Origin of the sequence: Streptomyces sp. NPDC051907 (assembly GCF_040681075.1) — a bacterium.
Classification (GTDB): Bacteria; Actinomycetota; Actinomycetes; order Streptomycetales; family Streptomycetaceae; genus Streptomyces.
The window spans coordinates 1-21026 of the sequence record NZ_JBFAYB010000123.1 but is presented as its reverse complement, the minus strand read 5'-3'; the positions used below and the strand labels follow the sequence as shown (position 1 = coordinate 21026).

The 21026-nt window shown below is 73.3% G+C and carries 17 protein-coding genes; 10 read left to right on the top strand and 7 right to left on the bottom strand.

Going from position 1 to position 21026, the window contains the following annotated elements; genetic code table 11:
- The 5 genes from AB0M39_RS37160 to AB0M39_RS37140 form a co-directional block, all read right to left on the bottom strand.
- Positions 1 to 1045 (bottom strand): ABC transporter ATP-binding protein (locus tag AB0M39_RS37160; RefSeq protein ID WP_365372101.1); only part of this gene is annotated, 1045 nt, incomplete at its 3' end.
- Between the two features lie 262 nt (positions 1046 to 1307).
- Positions 1308 to 2597: an MFS transporter gene (locus AB0M39_RS37155; protein ID WP_365372098.1), complete on the bottom strand. Its 1290-nt coding sequence runs from the start codon at positions 2595 to 2597 to the stop codon at positions 1308 to 1310.
- A complete protein-coding gene (locus tag AB0M39_RS37150) occupies positions 2597 to 4078 on the bottom strand; it encodes a citrate:proton symporter (protein WP_365372095.1) in 1482 nt (493 codons plus the stop codon). The genes AB0M39_RS37155 and AB0M39_RS37150 overlap by 1 nt, the downstream gene beginning before the upstream one ends.
- Before the next feature lie 120 nt (positions 4079 to 4198).
- On the bottom strand, positions 4199 to 6412 hold the full coding sequence (locus AB0M39_RS37145) for a molybdopterin oxidoreductase family protein (protein WP_365372092.1): 2214 nt from the start codon (positions 6410 to 6412) through the stop codon (positions 4199 to 4201).
- A gap of 112 nt (positions 6413 to 6524) precedes the next feature.
- Positions 6525 to 7139 carry a TetR/AcrR family transcriptional regulator gene (locus AB0M39_RS37140; RefSeq protein WP_365372104.1) on the bottom strand — a complete coding sequence of 205 codons (615 nt, stop codon included), beginning with the start codon at positions 7137 to 7139 and terminating at the stop codon, positions 6525 to 6527.
- 82 nt (positions 7140 to 7221) lie between these two features.
- Between AB0M39_RS37140 and hmgA the strand changes: the two genes are divergently transcribed.
- The 3 genes from hmgA to AB0M39_RS37125 all read left to right on the top strand — a co-directional run bounded on the left by hmgA (position 7222) and on the right by AB0M39_RS37125 (position 10616).
- Positions 7222 to 8550: a homogentisate 1,2-dioxygenase gene (gene hmgA / locus AB0M39_RS37135; protein WP_365372089.1), complete on the top strand. Its 1329-nt coding sequence runs from the start codon at positions 7222 to 7224 to the stop codon at positions 8548 to 8550.
- 45 nt (positions 8551 to 8595) lie between these two features.
- The gene (locus AB0M39_RS37130; protein WP_365372085.1) at positions 8596 to 9345 is read left to right on the top strand and encodes a GntR family transcriptional regulator; all 750 of its coding nucleotides are present in this window, start codon (positions 8596 to 8598) and stop codon (positions 9343 to 9345) included.
- A 137-nt stretch (positions 9346 to 9482) separates the two neighbouring features.
- A complete protein-coding gene (locus AB0M39_RS37125; RefSeq protein ID WP_365372082.1) occupies positions 9483 to 10616 on the top strand; it encodes a type ISP restriction/modification enzyme in 1134 nt (377 codons plus the stop codon).
- Positions 10617 to 10641: 25 nt separating this feature from the next.
- Here AB0M39_RS37125 and AB0M39_RS37120 read toward each other — a convergent pair whose 3' ends face one another.
- Entirely contained in the window at positions 10642 to 11364 is a 723-nt protein-coding gene (locus AB0M39_RS37120; RefSeq protein ID WP_365372079.1) for a TetR/AcrR family transcriptional regulator, read from the bottom strand.
- A gap of 62 nt (positions 11365 to 11426) precedes the next feature.
- Between AB0M39_RS37120 and AB0M39_RS37115 the strand changes: the two genes are divergently transcribed.
- The 3 genes from AB0M39_RS37115 to AB0M39_RS37105 are packed head-to-tail and all read left to right on the top strand — an operon-like array spanning position 11427 to position 14369.
- Positions 11427 to 12365: an ATP-binding cassette domain-containing protein gene (locus AB0M39_RS37115; RefSeq protein WP_365372076.1), complete on the top strand. Its 939-nt coding sequence runs from the start codon at positions 11427 to 11429 to the stop codon at positions 12363 to 12365.
- Positions 12362 to 13141 (top strand): ABC transporter permease, encoded by a 780-nt coding sequence (locus AB0M39_RS37110; protein ID WP_365372073.1) that lies wholly within the window; start codon positions 12362 to 12364, stop codon positions 13139 to 13141. Before AB0M39_RS37115 ends, AB0M39_RS37110 begins: the two co-directional genes overlap by 4 nt.
- Positions 13142 to 13175: 34 nt before the next feature.
- Positions 13176 to 14369 carry a CaiB/BaiF CoA-transferase family protein gene (locus AB0M39_RS37105; RefSeq protein ID WP_365372070.1) on the top strand — a complete coding sequence of 398 codons (1194 nt, stop codon included), beginning with the start codon at positions 13176 to 13178 and terminating at the stop codon, positions 14367 to 14369.
- A gap of 383 nt (positions 14370 to 14752) precedes the next feature.
- Here AB0M39_RS37105 and AB0M39_RS37100 read toward each other — a convergent pair whose 3' ends face one another.
- Complete coding sequence (locus AB0M39_RS37100; RefSeq protein WP_365372067.1) at positions 14753 to 15016, bottom strand: hypothetical protein; 264 nt, start codon at positions 15014 to 15016, stop codon at positions 14753 to 14755.
- 291 nt (positions 15017 to 15307) lie between these two features.
- Here AB0M39_RS37100 and AB0M39_RS37095 point away from each other — a divergent pair, with 291 nt between their 5' ends.
- The 4 genes from AB0M39_RS37095 to AB0M39_RS37080 all read left to right on the top strand — a co-directional run.
- Complete coding sequence (locus AB0M39_RS37095; RefSeq protein ID WP_365372064.1) at positions 15308 to 16840, top strand: DUF4331 domain-containing protein; 1533 nt, start codon at positions 15308 to 15310, stop codon at positions 16838 to 16840.
- A gap of 50 nt (positions 16841 to 16890) precedes the next feature.
- Positions 16891 to 18309 (top strand): tetratricopeptide repeat protein, encoded by a 1419-nt coding sequence (locus AB0M39_RS37090; protein WP_365372061.1) that lies wholly within the window; start codon positions 16891 to 16893, stop codon positions 18307 to 18309.
- Entirely contained in the window at positions 18309 to 20033 is a 1725-nt protein-coding gene (locus AB0M39_RS37085) for a nickel transporter (RefSeq protein WP_365372057.1), read from the top strand. The genes AB0M39_RS37090 and AB0M39_RS37085 overlap by 1 nt, the downstream gene beginning before the upstream one ends.
- Before the next feature lie 42 nt (positions 20034 to 20075).
- Positions 20076 to 21026 (top strand): serine/threonine-protein kinase (locus AB0M39_RS37080; protein WP_365372054.1); only part of this gene is annotated, 951 nt, incomplete at its 3' end.

The window sequence follows — 21026 nt, the reverse complement described above, 5'->3', positions numbered from 1 at the left end:
GCACGGGCTGCTGCGGCCGGGGCGACTCCAGATCCGCGACCACCGCGGGCCGCGACCCGATGCTCAGGTGCACCAGCGCCTCGTGCCCCTGGTACTCCATGTGGTCCACGAGCCCGGTCAGCGCGACTTCGCCGGGCCTGGCCTGGCTCGGCGGGGCGATCCGCGCCGCCTCCGAGCGCAGCCCGACGATGATCTGGCGCCCCTGCTGGATGCGGAGCAACTGGTGGTCGGGGCTGAGGGGTTCGGGCAGCGGCAGCCGCTGCCTGCCGAGGTCGATCGACATCCGGCCGTCCAGCGGCGCGTGCACGACGGCCTGGAGCAGATTGATACGGGGCGTGCCGATGAACGCGGCGACGAAGACGTTCTCGGGCAGGGCGTAGGTGTCGCGGGGCGTGCTCACCTGCTGGAGTACGCCGCCGCGCATGACCGCGACCCGGTGGCCCAGCGACATCGCCTCGGCCTGGTCGTGGGTGACGTAGACGGTGGTGACCCCCAACTCCGCGGTGAGCTGGGCTATCTCGGCCCGCAGATGGCTGCGGAGCTTGGCGTCGAGGTTGGACAGGGGCTCGTCCATCAGGAAGACGGAGGGCTTGCGGGAGATGGCGCGGCCCATCGCGACGCGCTGGCGCTCGCCGCCGGAGAGCTGGGCGGGGTAGCGGTCGAGGACGTCCTCGATGCCGAGCATCCTGGCGGTGGCCTCGATCCGCGGGCCGTGGTCCGCGCGGGGGTTCTCCAGCCGCAGCGGGAAGCCGATGTTCTCCCGGTTGGTCATGCTGGGGTACAGCGCGAAGTTCTGGAACACCATCGCCATGTCGCGGTCGCGCGGCGGGATGTAGTTGGCGTGCTCGCCGTCGAGCAGCAGGTCGCCCTCGGTGATGTCCTCCAGGCCGGCGATCATGCGCAGCACGGTCGACTTGCCGCAGCCGGAGGGGCCGAGGAGCACGACGAACTCCCCGGGCGAGATGTCCAGCGAGAAGCGGTCGACGGCGCGGGCAGCGCGTCCGTATCTCTTGCTGACGTTGAGCAGGGAGATGGCACGAGTCATGTGGTTCCGCCCTGGAGTGATTCCGCCCGGGATCGAGCCTGGGATCGAGCCCGGGGTCGAGCCCTGGACTCCGCCCTGGGCTCCGTCCTGGAGTGGTCCGCCTGGAGATGGGAGGAGCGGCTGAGACGGCTGAAACTAGCCGACTACTCCCGGTCGGGGAATGACTCGCGCGAAGGTTGGGGCCGCTGTTTTGGAAGGGAGACGTGCGGCGCACGAGGGCGGCGCCGGCCCCTGGCCCAAAGCGGCCGGAGACCTCGTCCGGCTAGCGAACTCCCTTGTCCGCTCGGCGGGTTCCGGCCCTGTCCGCTCGGCGGGCTCCGGCCTCCTTCTCGTTCGCCTCCCCTTCTCGGGGACAGGCCTCCCCGGCGCCGTGGGGGCGGCCCTCCGGCTCGGTGTGCGGGCGACCCTGTCGTGCGGCGAGCCCGGACGCCGCGGCCAGCAGCACGCCGAGCATCACGAACGGTGCGGCGGCGCCGGCCGCCCCGGCGAGCAGACCCGCGGAGGCGGGCGCGGCGACCTGGCCGAGGCGGTTGCCGGTCAGCCGCAGGGCGAGCGCCGTGGAACGGGCCTCGGCCGGGGCGGCCCGGACGACCGTCGTCATCGACAGCGGCTGCCCGACGCCCAGACAGAAGCCGAGCGCCGCGAGCATCAGGGCGAGCGCCCAGACCGGCACGGGCAGCGCGGCGCCCGCGCACAGCAGTCCGCCGAGCAGACAGCTCACGGCGAGCAGGACCGTACGGCCCACGGCCCGGATCATCGGGGTCATCACCAGCCGGCAGGCGATCGTCGCGGCGGCGCGCAGGCTCAGCAGCAGGCCGACTGCGGAGGGGGCGATGCCCCGGTGTTCGCCGATCACCGGGAGGTACGCGGTGAGGACGTCGGTCGCGGACAGCACCGCGAGGCTGATGAAGATCCCGGCGGGCACGCCCCGGGTGCGCAGGATGCGGTGGACGGGGACCTTGGCGTGCGCTGCGCGGGGCGCGGCCGGCGCCCGGTGCTCGATGCGCCAGAGGGAGGCGAGCGAGAGCGCCCCGACGGCCGCCGACGCCAGGAGGGCGAGCGCGCTGGTGCGTGCCATGTCGGCGCCGATCACCGCGCCGGCCGCCACCGGGCCGACGAGCTGCCCGAGCGAGGCCCCGATGGTGAAGTAGCCGAAGTTGCGGTCCTGTTCGGCGGGCGGGGACTGGCGGGCCACCAGGGACTGGCCGCCGATGACGAAGCAGAGATGGCCGAGGCCCATCACTCCGCTCCAGGCCGCCATGGCGAGCAGCGAGTGGGCCGTGCCGCTGAGGGCGCAGCCGCCGGAGACGAGGACGACGCCGACGGGCAGCAGGGGCGCGCACCGCCCGTGGTCCGTCCTGCGCCCCAGCGGTACGGCGGCGAAGAGCGGAAGGAGCGCGTACACGCCCGCGATCACGCCGATCGCGCGCTCGTCCGCCCCCAGCGAGAGCGCCCGGTAGGAGACGGCGGGCCGCGCCATCGACACCGCTCCCTGCGCGAAGGCGAAGGCGATGACGAGGCGCAGCAGCCAGCCCCTGCCGGAGGGTCGCATCAGATGATTCCGAAGAGTATTCCGGCGCCGAGCACCACCAGCGAGGTGAGCGCGGCCCATTTGACGGTGAACCTGGTGTGGTCGCCGAACTCCACCTTCGCCATGCCGACCAGCACGTACACCGCGGGCACCAGCGGGCTCGACATGTGCAGCGCCTGACCGACGAGGGAGGCGCGGGCGATCTCCAGCGGGGAGACGCCGTGCGCCGCGCCGGCTTCGGCGAGGACGGGCAGGACGCCGAAGTAGAAGCCGTCGTTCGACATGAAGTAGGTGAGCGGCAGGCTCAGCACGCCGGTGACGATGGCCATGTGCGGGCCCATGCCCTCGGGGATGGCGCCCACCAGCCAGTCGGCCATGTGCTTGACCATGCCGGTGCCGGTGAGGACGCCGGTGAAGACGGCGGCGGCGAAGACCATGCCGGTGACGTTGAGGACGTTCTCGGCGTGGGCGCCGATACGGGCCTTCTGGTCGGCCATCTTGGGGTAGTTGACCGTGAGGGCGAGGGCCGCGCCGAGCAGGAAGAGCACCGGGATGGGGAGCAGCTCCATGATCATCGCGGTGAGCAGGGCGACGGTGAGCCCGGCGTTGAACCAGTAGAGCCTGGGGCGCAGGGTGGGGCGGTTCGGGTCGAGGCCCTGGAAGTCGTCGTCGTCGCCCTGAGAAACGACAGAGTCGCCGGACGCCTTGCCGTCGCGCGGGCCGCCGGCGGGGGCGGGGCCTGTGGTGGACGCCTTGCCGCCGGCGCCGCCGCCCGCCTTGACCAGCACCGCCTCGGAAACGGTCTCGGTCTCGGACTCGGACTTGATCTCGGTCCCGGACTGGGTCTCGGTCTCCGGCTCGCCCTCCAGCACCTCGTCGAGCGTGAGCACGCCGAGCCGCCTGCGCTCGCGCCGGCCCAGCACATAGGCGAGGACGAACACGAAGAGCAGGCCCACCGCAAGAGCCGGGATCATCGGCACGAAGATGTCGCCGGCGTCCAGCTTCAGCGCGGTCGCGGCGCGCGCGGTGGGGCCGCCCCACGGCAGGGTGTTCATCACGCCGTTCGCCGTGGCGGCGACGCCCGTCAGCACGACCAGGCTCATCTTGAGGCGCTTGTAGAGCGGGTACATCGCCGAGACGGTGATCATGAAGGTGGTGGAGCCGTCCCCGTCGAGCGAGACGATCGCGGCGAGCACCGCCGTGCCGACAACGATCCGCAGCGGGTCCGCCTTGCAGAAGCGCAGGATGCCCCGGACGATCGGGTCGAAGAGTCCGACGTCGATCATCACGCCGAAGTACACGATGGCGAACATCAGCATCGCCGCCGTGGGGGCGAGGTTGCCGACGCCTTCGAGGACGTAGTCCCCGAGATGCGCGCCCTTCCCGACGAGCACGCAGAAGAGTGCGGGGATGAGGACCAGCGCCGCGATCGGCGACATCTTCTTCATCATGATCAGGACCAGAAAGGTCGCGATCATGGCGAAGCCGAGGATTGTCAGCATATGGAACACCTAACGTTCACCCTTGAACTCCCACCGGAGCGGCGGTTCGGACGACGCTAGGTCGCGTCTCAGCGGCTTAACAAGACGTTGACGCGTGAGCAATACGAGCAAAACCCCAGGTCATCGAGTTGGCGTCACCTCGACGGGGAAGCCGTTGAGCACAGCGGTGCCGGACAGCGGGTCGAGCCGCCGCCCGTCGAGCAGCTGGTTGACGTTGACCCCGGGGCGGGCGGCCGCCACCGACATCCGGGTGCCGGGCCGGTCGTGCCCCCAGCCGTGGGGCAGGCTCACCACTCCGGTCCGCACCGCGTCGGTGATCTCCACGGGCGCCTCGACCTCCCCTCCCTCGGCCGCGATCCGGGCCGGCTCGCCGTCCTGGAGTCCGAGCCGCGCCGCGTCGTCGGGGTGGACCTGGAGGGTGCAGCGGTTGGTGCCGCTGTTGAGCTGGGGGACGTTGTGCATCCAGCTGTTGTTGGAGCGCAGATGGCGGCGGCCGACCAGGACGAGGGCGCCCGGCCGCTCGTCGAGCGCGCGCCGCAGCCTCGGCAGGTCGGCGGCGATGGGCGCGGGCAGCAGCTCGATGCGCCCGCTGCGGGTCTTGAGGACCTGCCCGAGGCGGGACTTGAGCGGTCCGAGGTCGACGCCGTGCGGCTCGGCGCGCAGATCGTCCAGCACGAGGTCGTACGGACCGAGGCGCAGCATCATGTCGAGGCGCCGCTCGGGTCCGGTGCGGCCGGTGAGCTGTGCGGTCAGCTCCTCGACGTCCTGGCCGTGCACCGGGGAGCAGGGATCGGCGACCGCCTTGGCGAGGGCGCGCTCGATGACCAGGTCGTCGACGGCGGAGGGGTCCGCGCCGTGCATGCCGCCGACGGCGAGGACGAGGCGGGCGTGGATCTCGCTCTCGTCCATGCGCCCCTCTTCGAGGGGGACGGCGGCCGGGGAGAAGCGGGCCTGGTTGCGCACGGCGAAGGCGTTGAAGGCGAAGTCGAAGTGGGAGCTCTGCGAGGGCGGGGGCGGGGGCAGGACCACGTCCGCGTGGCGCGAGGTCTCGTTGAGGTACGGGTCGACGCTGACCATGAAGTCGAGCCCGGCGAGCGCCCGGTCGAGGCGGTCTCCGTCGGGCGCGGAGAGGACCGGGTTGGCGGCGATGGAGATCAGCGCGACGATCCGGCCGTCCCCGGGGGTGTCGATCTCCTCGGCGAGCGCGGCCATGGGCAGTTCGCTCTTGGCCTCGGGGTGGCCGCTGACCCTGCTGGCCCAGCGGCCGAGCGCGAAGCCCTTGCCGGGGGCGGCGGGGCGGGGCGCCCGGTCGGTGGCGGAGAGCGGGAAGAGCGCGCCGCCGGGGCGGTCGAGGTTGCCGGTGAGCACGTTGAGGACGTCGACGAGCCAGTTGGCGAGGGTGCCGTACTCGACGGTGCTGCTGCCGACGCGTCCGTACACGGCGGCGGTGGGCGCGGCCGCCAGCTCGCGGGCGATCCGGCGGATCTCCGCCGCCGCCACGTCGCAGGCGGCGGCGACCGCCTCGGGGGTGAACTCCCGCAGGGCGTCCTCGAGGTCGGCGAGCTGCTCGACGTGCTCGTCGAGCGGTCCGAGGTCGGTGAGCTTCTCCTCGAAGAGGACCTGGGCGAGCGCGGCGAGCAGCAGGGCGTCCGTGCCGGGGCGGATCGGGACGTGCCGGTCGGCGAGCTGGGCGGTGCGGGTGCGGCGGGGGTCGACGACGGTGAGGGTTCCGCCGCGCCTGCGGAGCGCCTTGAGCTTGCCGGGGAAGTCGGCGGCGGTGCAGAGACTGCCGTTGGAGTCGAGGGGGTTCGCGCCGAGGAGCAGCAGATGGTCGGTGCGGTCGAGGTCCGGCACCGGGATGGCGACGGGGTCGCCGAAGAGCAGCCCGCTGGAGACGTGCTTGGGCATCTGGTCGAGGGTGCTGGCGGTGAAGAGGCTGCGGGTGCGCAGCAGGGAGAGCAGTACGGGCGGGTAGAGCGCGCCGGCCATGGTGTGGACGTTGGGGTTGCCGAGCACGACGCCGACGGCGTTCGGCCCGAGCTCCTCGACCAGCGGCCGTATCCGAGCGGCGATCAGGTCGAAGGCCTCCTCCCAACTCGCCTCCGCCAGCTCGCCGTTCCTGCGGACGAGGGGGGCGCGCAGCCGGTCGGGGTCGGCGTCCAGCTCGCCGAAGGACGCGCCCTTGGGGCAGACGAAGCCCTTGCTGAAGACGTCGTCGCGGTCGCCGCGCGCGCCGGTGACGCGGGTTCCCTCGATGGTGAGGGTCAGTCCGCAGGTGGCTTCGCACAAGGGGCAGACGCGCAGGGCGGTGCGGGTGGCTTCGGTGCGGGTCATGGGCTGCCCTCCCGGGGCGACGGCGGCGGTGGCGCGCTGACGCCCTTGAGCATACCGACCGGTATGCACGTGCGGGAGGGTCCGTGACCTCAATCTCCGGACCCGCTCGGCGTCAGTCCAGCACGCGCGCCAGATATGCCCGCAGAAGAACCCTCGTCTCGGCGACGATCTCCGCGTCGCCCGACGGCGCCTCGCGGAAGGCCAGTTGCAGCAGCGCGTCGGCCGCCTCCACCGAGACCAGCACGGCGCGGCGCAGCTCCGCGTCCGCCTCGCGCCCCAGATGCGCGGCGAGCAGCTCGGCGAGGCGGTCCGCGACCTGGTGGTTGCCCGCCGTCGCGGGGGCGCCGACGGGGATCTGCGAGCCGAAGTCGATCAGCGCGAAGCCGGGCACGGTCCGCTTCATCTCCAGGTACTCCTCGAGCACCGCGTCCAGCATCCCGCGCCAGTCGCCCGCCGCCATCGCCGCGAGCCGGCCGCCGACCCGCTGGGCGTAGCCGTCCAGATTGCGGTGGGCGAGGGCGTCGGCCAGCGCGCGCTTGTTGCCGAAGAAGCGGTAGACGGAGCCGATCGGGACCCCGGCCCGGGCGGCCACGGCGCGGGTGGAGAGCTCTTCGTAGCCGGTCTCGTCGAGGAGCTCCGCGCAGGCGTCCAGGATCCGGGCGAGCCGCTCGGCGCTGCGCTGCTGCACGGGCGTACGGCGGAGTGGGCCATGGGACACGCGGTCCATCATGCCGTCCCGCCCCCGTTGACGGGGCGCTCCTGCAATCCTACGGTTAAGCATAGGATTCCTTGAGCACCGGGAGCGGACGATGAGCGGCATCGAGCAGGCGCGGAAGACGGCCGAGGGACTGGCGTACTCCCCCGGCTTCGGCAACGAACACAGCTCGGAGGCCGTGCCGGGCGCGCTGCCGCACGGGCGCAACTCCCCCCAGCGGGCGCCGCTGGGGCTCTACGCCGAGCAGCTGAGCGGCAGCGCCTTCACCGAGCCGCGGAGCCACAACCACAGGTCGTGGCTGTACCGCATCCGCCCGTCGGCCGCCCATCCGCCGTTCGCCCGGATCGACAACGGCTCGGTGCGCACGGCGCCCTTCGCCGAGACCGTGCCCGACCCCAACCGGCTGCGCTGGAACCCGCTGCCCGAGCCCGCGCCCGGCACCGACTGGCTGGCCGGTCTGTGGACCCTGGGCGGCAACGGCGACGCGGCCCAGCGCACCGGCATGGCCGTGCACCTGTACCACGCCAACGCCGCCATGACCGACCGGGTGTTCAGCGACGCGGACGGCGAGCTGCTGATCGTCCCCGAGCGCGGCGGCCTGCTGCTGCGCACCGAGCTCGGCCTGCTCGCCGCCCGTCCCGGCGAGGTCGCGCTGATCCCGCGCGGCGTGCGCTTCCGCGTCGAGCTCCTGGACGACAGCGCCCGCGGGTACGTCTGCGAGAACTACGGACAGCCCTTCCAGCTGCCCGACCTCGGCCCGATCGGCGCGAACGGCCTCGCCAACGCCCGGGACTTCCTCGCCCCGGTCGCCGCCTACGAGGACGAGGACCGCCCGGTCGAGGTGGTCAACAAGTTCTGCGGCAACCTCTGGGCCGCGACGTACGACCACTCGCCGCTCGACGTCGTCGCCTGGCACGGCAACCACGTCCCGTACGTCTACGACCTGCACCGCTTCAACGTGATCGGCACCATCTCGTACGACCACCCCGACCCGTCGATCTTCACCGTGCTCACCTCGCCGACCGACACCCCCGGTCTCGCCGGCGTCGACTTCGTCGTCTTCGCACCGCGCTGGCTGGTCGGCGAGGACACCTTCCGGCCGCCGTACTTCCACCGCAATGTGATGAGCGAGTACATGGGCCTGATCGAGGGCGCGTACGACGCCAAGACCGCCGGCAAGGGGGGATTCGTCCCCGGCGGCGGCTCGCTGCACAACATGATGTCCGCGCACGGACCCGACCGGGAGACCTTCGACAAGGCCAGCGCCGCGGAGCTGAAGCCGCAGAAGATCGACGACGGGCTTGCGTTCATGTTCGAGACGCGGTGGCCTGTGACCGCGACCGAGCAGGCGGCGACTTCCGAGACCCTTCAGAAGGGATACGACAACGTGTGGGAGGGTCTCCAGCGCCACTTCCGGCCGTAGCCTCTGTCCCCGTCGTTGTTCGCCGCTCGTCGTAGGGAGTCCCCCGTGACCGCCTTCGCCCCCGACTCCCTGGTCCTGAACCGCAAGCTGCCGCTCTGGTACCAGGTCTCGCAGTCGCTGCGCGCCTCCATACTGGGCCGGGCGCCCGAGGCGTCCCTGCGGCTGCCCACCGAGGAGCAGCTCGCCCAGCACTACGGCGTCAGCGTGCTGACCATGCGGCAGGCGCTCAAGGAGCTGGAGGAGGAGGGCCTGATCAGCCGGCACCGGCGGCGCGGCACCTTCATCGAGCCGGGCGCGCGACGGGGCGCGCCGAGACGGCTGCTGGGCTCGATCGACGCGATCGTGGCCCAGCAGTCGGGCGAGCGGACGGCGATCCTGGCGCACGGACCGGAGCCGGTGCCCGCCGAGCTGGCGGAGTACTTCCCGGACGTCGCCGAGGTCGTGACGTACAAGCGGCTGCGCAGCGACGGGGACACGGGCGAGCCGACCAACTGGGCGGAGAACGCCGTCCGCCCGGACGTGGCCGAGCGCCTCGACCTCGGCGACCTGGAGCGCTGGCCGATGACGAAGGTGCTGCGGGACGGGGTCGGCGTGCGGATCAGCCGGATCACGGACACGGTCGAGGCGCGGCTGGCGGACCCGCAGACGGCCGAGCTGCTGCGGGTGCCGCTGCTGAGCCCGATCCTGCACTACACGGGCGTCACGTACGACGACGCGGGCCGCGTCGTGGACGTGGCGAGGATCCGCTACCGGGGGGACCGGTTCTCCTTCTCCGTCACCCTCGACGCGGAGTGACCCCGGCGGGGCCGGCGACGCTCCTCGCAGGAGCCCTGTGCACGCCCCGCACCGCTCCTGTGCGCGCCCTGCGCGAGCCCTGCGCACGGCTGATGGGCGGCCGGGACGGGGCCGGCGTCCGCCGATAGCATCGCGGCATGCCGATGCTGGACGAGCTCATGCCCTGGGGGACGGCCCCGCTGCGGCTGGGGCGCGCCTGGGTGATGGGTCCGGACCCCGGGGCGCTCAGGGCGCGGTGGGACGCGCTGGCCAGAGCCGAGGGCGAGGTGCGCGACGCGCTGTTCGGATGCACCCGGGCGCGGACGCCGCACAGCGCCGTGGGCCAGCTGCCGGGGCAGTCCGGCGGCACCGGCCGGCTGGCGCGGGAGGCCGGGCGGTGTCCTGAGCCGGTGCGGGTGCTGCACGGGGCCTTCGACCAGGAGTGGCTGATTCCGGACCACCGGCTGATCGACGTCGCCCGGCCCGAGCTGTGGCGGGTCGCGGACGAGCGCCAGGTGTTCGTGGTGGAGCAGGGGCCCGGGTCCGCGGTGGTGGCCTCGGCCGTACTGCCCGCCGGCAGGCCGGCGCGGATCCGCCCCTTCTACCGCCGGCCCGGCGGCGTCGAGCCCAACATCGCCCCCGGCCTGCCGGCCGCGCTCGGCGCCCGGTACGGCCGCGAGGTCGCGGCCGACGAGGTGCTCGCGTGGATCGTCGCCGCCGCCGAGGGCGCCCCTTCCGGGTGCGCGGTCCCGCTGCCCGCCGACCCCGGGGTGTGGGCCGCGGGCGTGGAGCTGGGCCGTCGTCTGATGGAGGTCCAGCTGCGCGGCGCCCGCGGCGGAGCGCGGCCCCGGCTGCCCGGAGGCCGGCGGCCCTATGTGCGGGCGGCCGTGCCCGCCCGGCCCCAGGCGATCGGATACGACCCCGAGGAGGAGGTCCTCAGCCTCGGCGAGGGCCGGATATCCCCGGTGCCTGCGGCGGCCTGGGACTTCCACGCCGGCGGCGTACGCGTGCTGGAGCTCTGGTTCGAGCGGCGCACGGCGCCCGGCGAGCCGGGCACGCTGGAGGCGATCCGGCCCCCGGCGTGGCCGCAGGAGTGGACCTCGGAGCTGCTGGAGCTGATCACCGTGCTCGCGCTCCTGGGCGAACTGGAGTCGCGGCGGCGGGAGTTGAAGACGGGCGAGGAGATCGACGAGCTGCCCGGCGTGCTGCCGCCGCCCGCGGCGGCCCGGCGGCCCGCCTCCGTGCTCGACCACCGCGAAGAGGGCCCGGACGGTCAGTTCGCGCTGGTCTGAGGGTCAGCTCGCACTGGTCTGACGGTCAGCTCGCGCTGTTCTGAAAGGAGTCGAGCACCCGCCCCAGCGTCTGGTCGAAGATCTCTTCGGGGTCGAGGGGCCGGGCCCCGGCCGCGCCGAACACCGCGGCCAGTCTGGGATAGGCGCCGCCCGCGAGCCGCTGCGCCAGATAGGCCCCGCGCACGGCCTGCTCCTGCTCCTCGGACCAGGGGAGCCCGCGGGCGCGCTCGGCGAGGGCGAGCTCGTTGGCGACGATCGTCATCACGGTGCCGTTCACCGTCGCGATCAGCTCCATCTTGACGCCGCCGGGCAGGTCGAGGCCCTCCAGGCAGGCCAGACACCCTTCGAGGAAGCGCAGCGCGTTGGGGCCGAAGGCGTAGCCGGTCGTCATCAGCCGGATGACCCAGGGGTGGCGGTGCAGGATGTCCCGGGCCTGGCGGGCCACATGGAGCATGTCCGCGCGCCAGTCGCCGCTGGGAGGCTCGGGGAGGTCGTACTCGCCGCTGACGGCGTCGACCATCAGCTCGTACAGGTCCTCCTTGCGCGGGACGTAGTTGTAGAGCGACATCGTGCCGCAGCCGACGTCGGCCGCGATCCGGCGCATGGAGAGCGCGTCGATCCCGTCGGCGTCGGCGATGCGCACCGCGGCGGCCACGATGTCGGCCCTGCTGAACGCCGGTTTCGGGCCGCGGCCCGCCCGCTCGGGGCGCGCCCAGATCACTTCCGGTTCGGCCGCTCGGCCCGCCATTGATCATCACCTCCCCACCATCGTAGTTACGTACACCGTACGTAGTGGGGTACAGTCGCGCCATGACTACTACGTACGGTGTACTTAGTGAGGGCCTGGAGAAGCGGTTCGCCGATGTGCACGCCCTGCGCGGACTGGACCTCGCCGTGCCCGAGGGCACGGTCTGCGGCGTCCTCGGTCCCAACGGCGCGGGCAAGACGACCGCCGTCCGTATCCTCGCCACGCTGGTCGCCCCGGACGCGGGCAGCGCCTTCGTCGCGGGCCACGACGTGATACGCGACCCGGCAGGGGTGCGGAGGCGGATCGCGGTCACCGGGCAGTACGCCTCGGTCGACGGGGATCTCACCGGCGCCGAGAACCTGCGGCTCTTCGCGAAGCTGCTGCGCGCCCCGCGCGCCCGGGCCGAGGAGCTCCTGGAGCAGTTCGGCCTCACCGCGGCGGCCGGCCGGCCCGCCCGGACGTACTCGGGCGGCATGCGCCGCCGGCTCGATCTCGCGGCGAGCCTGCTCGTCCCGCCGCGGGTCCTCTTCCTCGACGAGCCGACGACCGGGCTCGACCCCCACAGCCGCAACGGGATCTGGGACTCCGTACGGGGGTTGGCGTCCCAGGGCACGACCGTGCTGCTGACCACGCAGTACCTGGAGGAGGCCGATCAGCTCGCCGACGAGGTCGTGCTGATCGACGAGGGCCGCGCCGCCCACCGCGGCACGCCCGCCGAGCTCAAGGCCAAGATCGGCAGCTACGCCGAAGTCGTCGTCGGCCACGCCTCGGGGCTGCGGCAGGCCGCCGCCGTGCTCGACCAGCTGACCGGCTCGCCGCCCGTGCTCGACGAGGAGCGGCTCACCGTCGGCGCGGTCGCCGCCGACCAGTCCCTCGCCCTCCCCCGCATCGTCCGCGAACTGGACGCGGCCGGCGTCCTCGTCGTCGACGTCGCCCTGCGCAGGCCCACCCTCGACGAAGTCTTCCTCCGCCTCACCGACCGCAAGGAGGCCGCCGCGTGAGCGCCGTCCTGTACGACGGCGCCGCCGTCCTCACCCGTCATCTCCAGCGCGTCCGGCACGCCCCCGCCATCACGGTCATGACCCAGACCATGCCGATCGTCTTCCTGCTCTTCTTCGGCTACGTCTTCGGCAGCGCGATGGCCATGCCCGCCGAGGAGTACCGCGCCTTCCTGGTGCCCGGGATGCTGACGGCGACCGCCGCCGGCGGCATCATGACCGGGATGCTCACCGCCGCCCAGGACTCCCACCGGGGCGTCACGGACCGCTTGCGCACGCTGCCGATCAGCCGGGCGGCCGTCCCCTTCGGGCAGGCCGCGGCCGATCTGGTGACCACCGCTGCGGGCACGGTCCCGCTGCTGCTCGTCGGCCTCGCCATGGGCTGGCGGATCGAGGGCGGCGTGCTCGAGGCGGCCGGGGCGTTCGGGCTGCTGCTGCTCTTCCGGTTCGCGACCACCTGGATCGGCATCCTCCTGGGCCTGGCCTCGCGCAGCGAGGAGGCCGCGGGCCAGCTGGGCAGCGCCGCCTTCATGCTGCCGCTGCTGTCGAACGCCTATCTGCCGACGGACGGACTGCCCGGATGGCTGCGCACCGTCGCCGAGTGGAACCCGATCTCCGCGGTGACCACGGCCGTGCGGGACCTGTTCGGCAACGCGCGGCCGCCCGCCGACGCGGCCTGGCCGGTGGCCCATCCGGTCGCGGGCGCGCTGTGCTGGTCGCTGCTGCTGCTCGCCCTGTTCGTCCCGCCCGCCGTGCGCCGCTTCGCCGGCCGGGGGTGACAAAGGCGGCGCGTACACGATAGGCACAGCTGTCATGAGCCAGCCCCTCCCGCTCGCCGGGATCACCGTCGTCGCCGTCGAACAGGCCGTCTCCGCGCCGTTCGCCACCCGCCAGCTCGCCGACCTCGGCGCGCGCGTCATCAAGGTCGAGCGCCTGGACGGCGGCGACTTCGCCCGGGGCTACGACACCGCGGCGCACGGTCTCGCCTCGCACTTCGTGTGGTGCAACCGCGGCAAGGAGTCCATCGCCGTCGATCTCAAGGACCCCCAGGGCCTCGAGATCGTCCGCCGGCTCGTGGCGGGCGCCGACGTATTCGTGCAGAACCTCGCACAGGGCGCCGCCGCCCGGCTCGGCCTGGACGCGGCGACCCTGTGCGCCGCGTATCCGCGGCTGGTGGCCGTGGACGTCTCCGGGTACGGCCCGGAGGGTCCGTACGCCCACAAGCGCGCGTACGACATGCTCGTCCAGTCCGAGGCGGGCCTGGTGTCGGTGACCGGGACCGCGGAGCACCCGGTCAAGGCGGGCATCCCCGCGGCGGACATCGCGGCGGCCATGTACGCGTTCTCTGGCGTGCTGGCGGCGCTGCTGCGGCGGGCGACGACGGGCCTGGGCGGCCCGGTGGAGATCTCGATGCTGGAGTCGCTGACCGAGTGGATGGGCCACCCGCTGCACCATGGGATGCATGGGGGCGAGGCGCCGGCGCGCACCGGGGTCGCGCACGCCGTCATCGCCCCGTACGACGCCTATCCGACGGCGGACGGCGGGCAGGTGCTGCTGTCGGTGCAGAACGACCGGGAGTGGCGGCGGCTGGCCGAGCAGGTGCTCGGCCGGCCCGAGCTCGGCGAGGATCCGGCCTTCGCCACCAACGCCGCCCGCACGGCGAACCGCGCGAAGACCGACGCGGCGGTCGGGGACGCGCTGGCGCGGCTGAGCCGTGCGGAGGCGATCAGCCGGCTGGAGGCGGCGGGCATCGCGTGCGCCCGGCTCAACACCGTGGCGGACGTGGCCGAGCACGCGCAGCTCGCGGCCCGGGACCGGTGGCGGGAGACGGACTCGCCCGTGGGTCCGCTGCGGGCGCTGCTGCCGCCGATCAACCTGCCGGGCGGTACGGAGGCCCCGATGGGCGCCGTTCCCGCTCTGGGCGAGCACACGGACGCGCTGCTCGCGGAGCTGGGCCTGACGGGCGAGGAGACGGCGTCGCTGCGCCGTGCCGGCGTGGTCGCCTGAGCGGCGTGCGCGGAAGGGACCGCGTGCGGCGAGATGCGATGCCGTGAGGTGTCATGCGGTGAGGTGTGCTGCCGTGCGCGGTCGCCCGGCCGAGCGCTCGAGGCGGTCGGACCGGGCGCTCAGGTCCGGCTCAGGGCGGGCGCTCGGGAATCGGGCGCTCGGGTCAGGTCACGCAGCGGGGAGTCGTACCTGGTCGCGCCGTGCGGAGCGGCAGCCCGGGCGCGGAGGTCCGGGAGCTGTGCCGGGTGGGCCGGGGTTCAGGGTGCGGGGACGGTGCGCCGAGGCCCCCGGGGACGGGAGCGGGCGGCGCCGAGGCCGGGCGGGAGTACGGCCGGGCGCCGCTCCTGGCCTCAGCGGCGCCGCAGATCCGAAAGGGTCTGAGCTCAGCCGCGGTTGCCGAACAACGACCGGCGAAGCCGCCGCAGGGGCGCGAAGAGCGAGACACGCGCGCTCTTGCTCCTGCGGGTGTGCGCGGCATCACGCGAGGTGAGCTCGAGCATCAGCGAGGTGGCCTCGGCCGACTCGCGCAGCGGCACGGCGGGACCGCCGAGCACCGCGAGATGACGGTCGAGGCGCGAACTCGTCGCGCCGCTCCCACACGTGATCGCAGGCACTCGCGGCCTGCTGCGCACTGTTATCTGTTCCATGTCACTCCCCACCCGTACGAGGCACCCGGCCCGGGCAGGTTAACCCTATCGCCCCGTTCGGGCACTCGTGTATCCCGGTCGCAGGATTCACCACACCTGTACGAAGGTTGACGATAACGCTCCGAATCCGCCTGGTTCCAGGGCGAGTTGGACAGCGCGTCAGCAGAGTGTCAACTGACGGAACGTCAGGGACCGTTCTGAAGATCTTTTCGATTCCGACCAATCCGCCGGGCCGTCGGCGACGAAGAGCTGGCATCGGAGCACCACCAGCACTCGTGAAGGACGGACTCGATGACGTCAACCACCAGCAAGAGGTGGGGGCTGCGCAGGATCACCGCTGTGACCTGCACGGCGCTGGCCGCCGGAGGGCTGCTCGCCTCCGGCGTGAGCGGACTTGAGCCGGGTACCGCCCGCGCCTCCAGCCACCGCGAAGCCCCGCTGATCTCCGGGCAGCCCCAGTACGACAACACGGACGTGTACGCGTTCGTCAGCCCCGACCGGCCGGACACCACCACGATCGTGGCCAACTGGATTCCGTTCCAGGAGCCGGCGGGCGGGCCGAACTTCTTCAAGTTCGCCGACGACGCCCAGTACGACGTCCACATCGACAGCGACGGCGACGCGCAGGGCGACCTGATCTACCGCTGGACCTTCGAGGACCACATCAAGAACGGGGACACTTTCCTGTTCAACACGGGTCCGGTCACCTCGCTGGACGACCCGGACCTCAACGTCACGCAGTCCTACGACATCGATCTGCTGCGGCTGAAGAACCAGCATGTGACGTCCACCACCAAGCTGGCGGACGATCTCCCCGTAGCCCCATCGAACGTGGGCAAAGCGTCCATGCCGGAGTACCAGACGCTGCGCGACCAGGCGGTGCGCAAGCTCCCCAGCGGGTCCACCGTCTTCGCCGGCCAGGCCGACGACCCCTTCTTCCTCGACCTGCGCGTCTTCGACCTGCTGTACGGCGCGGACCTCTCCGAGGTCGGCAACGACACGCTCAAGGGCTACAACGTCAACTCCATCGCCCTTCAGGTGCCGACCGACCAGATCCGCCAGTCCAAGGGCCAGCCGATCGTCGGCATCTGGTCGACCACCCAGCGCAAGGGCGCGAGCGGCCACTGGGCCCAGGTGTCCCGGCTCGGCATGCCGCTGGTGAACGAGGTCGTCATACCGGTCAAGGACAAGGACAAGTTCAACGCCTCGGCGCCCTGGGAGGACGCCCAGTTCCTCGACTCGGTCACCAAGCCCGAGCTGCCGAAGCTCATCGAGGGCATCTACAAGATCAAGGCCCCGGCCGAGCCGCGCAACGACCTCGTCTCGGTGTTCCTGACCGGCGTCGACAAGCTCAACAAGCCGCCGCACGTCCGCCCGGCGGAGGTCCTGCGGCTCAACACGTCGATCCCGCCGGCCCACGAGCCCAAGCGGCTGGGCGTGCTCGACGGCGACAACGCGGGATTCCCCAACGGGCGACGCCTGACCGACGACGTGCTGGACATCGCGCTCCAGGTCGTCGAGGGCGAACTGGTCGGCCAGAAGAACGACTTGGGCGACGCGGTCGACGAGAACGACGAGAAGTTCACCGGCAGCTTCCCCTATGTCGCCCTCCCCACCGCGGGCTCGCGCGGACCGCTCGCCAAGACCGACGGCAAGACCGCGCAGGACACGGGCCGCAGCCTGCTCACCGGCGGCGCGTCGGGCTCGGGCGGCGGCGACAGCACGGTCCTGATCGCCTCGGCCGGCGCGGCCGGCGCGGGCGTGCTGCTCATCGGCCTCGGCCTCACCTGGTGGCGGATGCGTCGACGCAGCCCGTACGCCTGATCCTCCCCGCCACGGGCGCTGACGCAGCGACGAACGAAAGGAACCGACACATGTCCCCGCGAACGGAACCAGGGTCGAGCGCGGCAGCCGACCGCGACCCCGCGCCGGCGGACCGGGGGCCCGTCCCCCGGCCCGGCGCGGGGCGGGTGCGGAGAGTCCTCCTCCCCGCCGCGGCCCTGGCCGTCGTGCTCACCGCGACCGCCGTAGGGCTCGGCAGCTCGGACGAGTCGCCCCAGGCCGCAGGGAGCACCCGGGCCGCCGCGCCGGCGGCGGACGCGCCGTTCGAACGGATCGCGGGCGGCGACCTCGCCCGCGGCGTCGCCGGCCTCCAGGCGCACCTGCGCGCCCAGCCCGAGGACTCCCGGGGCTGGGCGACGCTGGGCGCCGCCTATGTCGAGCAGGCCAGGACCGACGGCGACCCGACCCGGTATCCGCAGGCCGAGAAGGCGCTGGCCCGTTCGCTGGAGCTGCGGCCCCGGGACAACGACGCGGCACGCGCGGGGCGTGCCGCGCTCGCCGCGGCGCGCCACGACTTCCGCGGCGCGCTGCGGGAGGCGGACGCGGCGTTGAAGATCAACCCGTACGGCGAGCGGGCTCTCGCCTCCAGGATCGACGCGCTCGTCGAACTGGGGCGCTACGAGGACGCGTCGAAGGCGGCCGAGGAAGCGGACCTCCGCCGCCCGGGCATCCCGGTCTTCACCCGCTACGCGTATGTACGGGAGCTGCGCGGGGACATCGCGGGCGCCCGCGAGGCGCTCGGCCGGGCGCTGGAGTCGGCCTCCACGCCGGGCGACACGGCGTACACGGCCACGGCGCTCGGGCAGCTGGAGTGGAGCCAGGGGAAGCACGACCGGGCGCTCGAGCACTTCGCCGCCGCGCTGCGCGCCGACCCCCGGTATCTGCCGGCCCTGGAGGGCCGCGCTCGGGCCCAGGCCGCGCGCGGGGACACGGCGGCCGCCCGGCGCGGGCTGGAGGACGTGGTGGAGCGGCTGCCGCTGCCGGGCCAGCTGGTGGCGCTGGGCGAGCTGTACGAGTCCCAGGGCCGCAAGGACGACGCCCGCGCGCAGTACGAACTGATCGGCGTCTGGACCGAGTTGGCCAAGGCGAACGGCGTGGACACCGACCTGGACACCGCCCTCGCGCTCGCGGACCACGGCGACCGGGCGCAGGCGCTGCGCGCGGCCCTCGCCGAGTGGGACCAGCGCGAGACCGTGCACACGGCGGACGCGCTGGCCTGGGCGCTGCACGTCAACGGGCGCTCGAAGGAGGCCCTCTCGTACCTCGAGACGTCCGCGCCGGACGGCTGCCGCAACGCCCTGTTCCTCTACCACCGCGGCATGATCGAGCGCGCCGCGGGCCGCGACGACGCCGCCGTGCGGTCGCTGACCGCCGCGCTGGACGTCAACCCCGGTTTCTCACCGACCGGCTCGCGTGCGGCCCGTGCCGCGCTGAAGGAGTTGGAGGCGTGATGGCGAGGCGTACGGCCGCCGTCGCAGCGGCGGTCCTGACGGCGGCGGCTGCGCTCGCGGTACTGCCCGCGGGGACGGCGGCCGCCCATCCCCTGGGCAACTTCACGGTCAACCGCTACGACGGGCTGCTCGTCGCGCCCGGTCTGCTGAGCGTCGACCATGTCGAGGACCTGGCGGAGATACCCGCCGCGCAGGCGCGCTCCACGATCGACCGGGACGGGGACCGCGAGCTGTCCCCCGACGAGCTGTCCGCGTGGGCCAAGACCCGCTGCCTGGACGCGGCGCGGGAGGGCGAGGTCACCGTCGGGCGGCGGCCGGCCCCGCTCACGCCCGGCGCCGGCCGGGCCGAAGTACGCCCGGGGCAGGCGGGTCTGGCGACGCTCCGCGTCGAGTGCCGGCTGACGGCGCCGCTCCCCCAGGGCGAGCAGACGATCGGCTTCCGCGCGCCGGGCGGCGACGAGGGGCCGGGGTGGCGGGAGATCACGGCCCGCGGCGACCGGATGACGCTCACCGCGTCCAACGTGCCGAAGACGTCGGCGTCGCAGCGGCTGAGCCGCTACCCGGAGGGCCAGCTCTCCTCTCCGCCGGACAGCAGGTCGGCGGAGCTCTCCGCGGCCCCGGGCGGTGCGGCGGCGGCTCCTGAGACGGAGGCGGCGACGCCGCCCTCCGTGCTGCCGCGCGGCGCTGACCGCTGGACGCAGGCGCTGACGGAGCTGGTGTCCCGGCGCGAGCTGAACGCGGGCTTCGCGGCTCTGGCCCTGGCGATCTCGGTGGTCCTCGGCGCGATGCACGCGCTCGCGCCGGGCCACGGCAAGACGGTGATGGCGGCGGCCGCGGCGGCGGGCGGGCGGAACTCGCTGCGCGACGTCCTCTCGCTGGGCGCCTCGGTGACGGTCACGCACACGCTGGGGGTCTTCGCGCTCGGCGTGCTGATCTCGGCGGGCTCGGCGGCCGCCCCGTCGGTGGTCTCCTGGCTGGGCGTCGCGAGCGGCGCGCTGGTGGCCGTCGCGGGCGGGGTGCTGGTGCGCAGGGCGTGGCGGAACAGAGGCTGGGCGCACGGGCACAGCCATGGGCATGGGCACGGACATGGTCACAGCCACGGTCATGGTCATGGTCATGGTCATGGGCACGGTCACAGCCACGGTCATGGTCATGGTCATGGGCACGGTCACAGCCATGGGCACGGTCACTCGCACGACCACGAGGGCAAGGACAAGGGCCAGGACAAGGCCGAGGGCGAGCCCGCGGGCCACGAGCACACCCACGACCACGGAGACGGCCACAGCCACGGGCACGAGCATGGGCATAGGCACAGCCACGCGAGCGGGCACAGCCACGGGCATAGCCACGGGCACGGGCACCATCACCACCACCACGGCCCCCTCACTCTCCGCTCCACCCTCCTCCTCGGCTTCGCCGGCGGACTCGTCCCCAGCCCCTCCGCCGTCGTGGTGCTCGTCGGCGCCGCCGCTCTCGGACGGGCCTGGTTCGGGCTGTTGCTGGTCCTCGCGTACGGCGCCGGGCTGGCCCTCACCCTCGGCGCCGCCGGCTTCGCCGCGGTGCGGTTCGGGGACCGGGCGGCCCGCTTCCTCGCCGACCGGAGCCGCCGCAAGGGCAGACTGTTCTCCGCGGCACACCGCGCGATGCCCCTCGGCACCGCGTGCATCGTCCTCGCCATCGGGTGCGGATTGGCGTTGAAGGGGGCGGCAACAGCTCTTGCGTGAGCTAACTTGGGGTAGTCGCTCTGCTACCGATGGGGGCTCGCTGTGAGCGAAGTGCCGGGCAATGGGCGGTTGATCGCGGCTCGCTACCGTCTGCTGAGCCCCTTGGGCGAGGGCGGCATGGGCATCGTCTGGCGCGCCCGCGACGAGGTGCTGGGACGCGAGGTCGCCGTCAAGGAGGTCCGGGCGCCAGCCGCGCTCGGCGGCGACGACCAGCGGCTGTACGCACGGCTGGAGCGGGAGGCCTGGGCCGCGGCCCGGGTCTCGCACCGCAATGTGGTGACCGTCTTCGACGTGGCGACCGAGGACGGCCGGCCCTGGATCGTCATGGAGCTGGTGCGCGGGCTCTCGCTCTCCGACGTGCTCGACGCGGAGGGGCCTCTCCCGCCGCAGCGCGCCGCGCACATCGGGGCGGAGATCCTCGCGGCCCTGCGCGCCGCGCACGAGGCGGGGGTGCTGCACCGCGACGTCAAGCCCGCGAACGTGCTGATCTCCAACGACGGCCGCGTGGTGCTCACCGACTTCGGGATCGCCTCGGTCGAGGGCAGCTCGCATCTGACGATGACGGGCGAGCTGATCGGCTCGCCGGAGTTCCTCGCCCCGGAGCGGGCGCTCGGGCGCACGCCGGGGCCCGAGTCGGACCTGTGGTCGCTCGGGGTGCTGCTGTACGCGGCGGTCGAGGGAAACACCCCGTTCCGGCAGAACACCCCGCTGAGCACCCTGCGGGCCGTGGTCGACGAGGAGCTGCCCCCGCCGCGCAGGGCGGGCGACCTCGCGCCGGTGATCGCGGGCCTGCTGCGCAAGGACCCGGCGGACCGGATCTCGGCGGCCGACGCCGAGAGCCGGCTGCGGGTGGCGGGCGCGGGCGGAAGGGCTCGTACGGCCGCTCCCCCGCCGCCCCCCGGCGCGCACGAGCCGACGCTCGGCGCGTCGTCCCCGACCCCGACCGTCGCGTCGCCGTCGGCCGGCTTCGGCTCGCCGTCCGCCGGGAGCGCG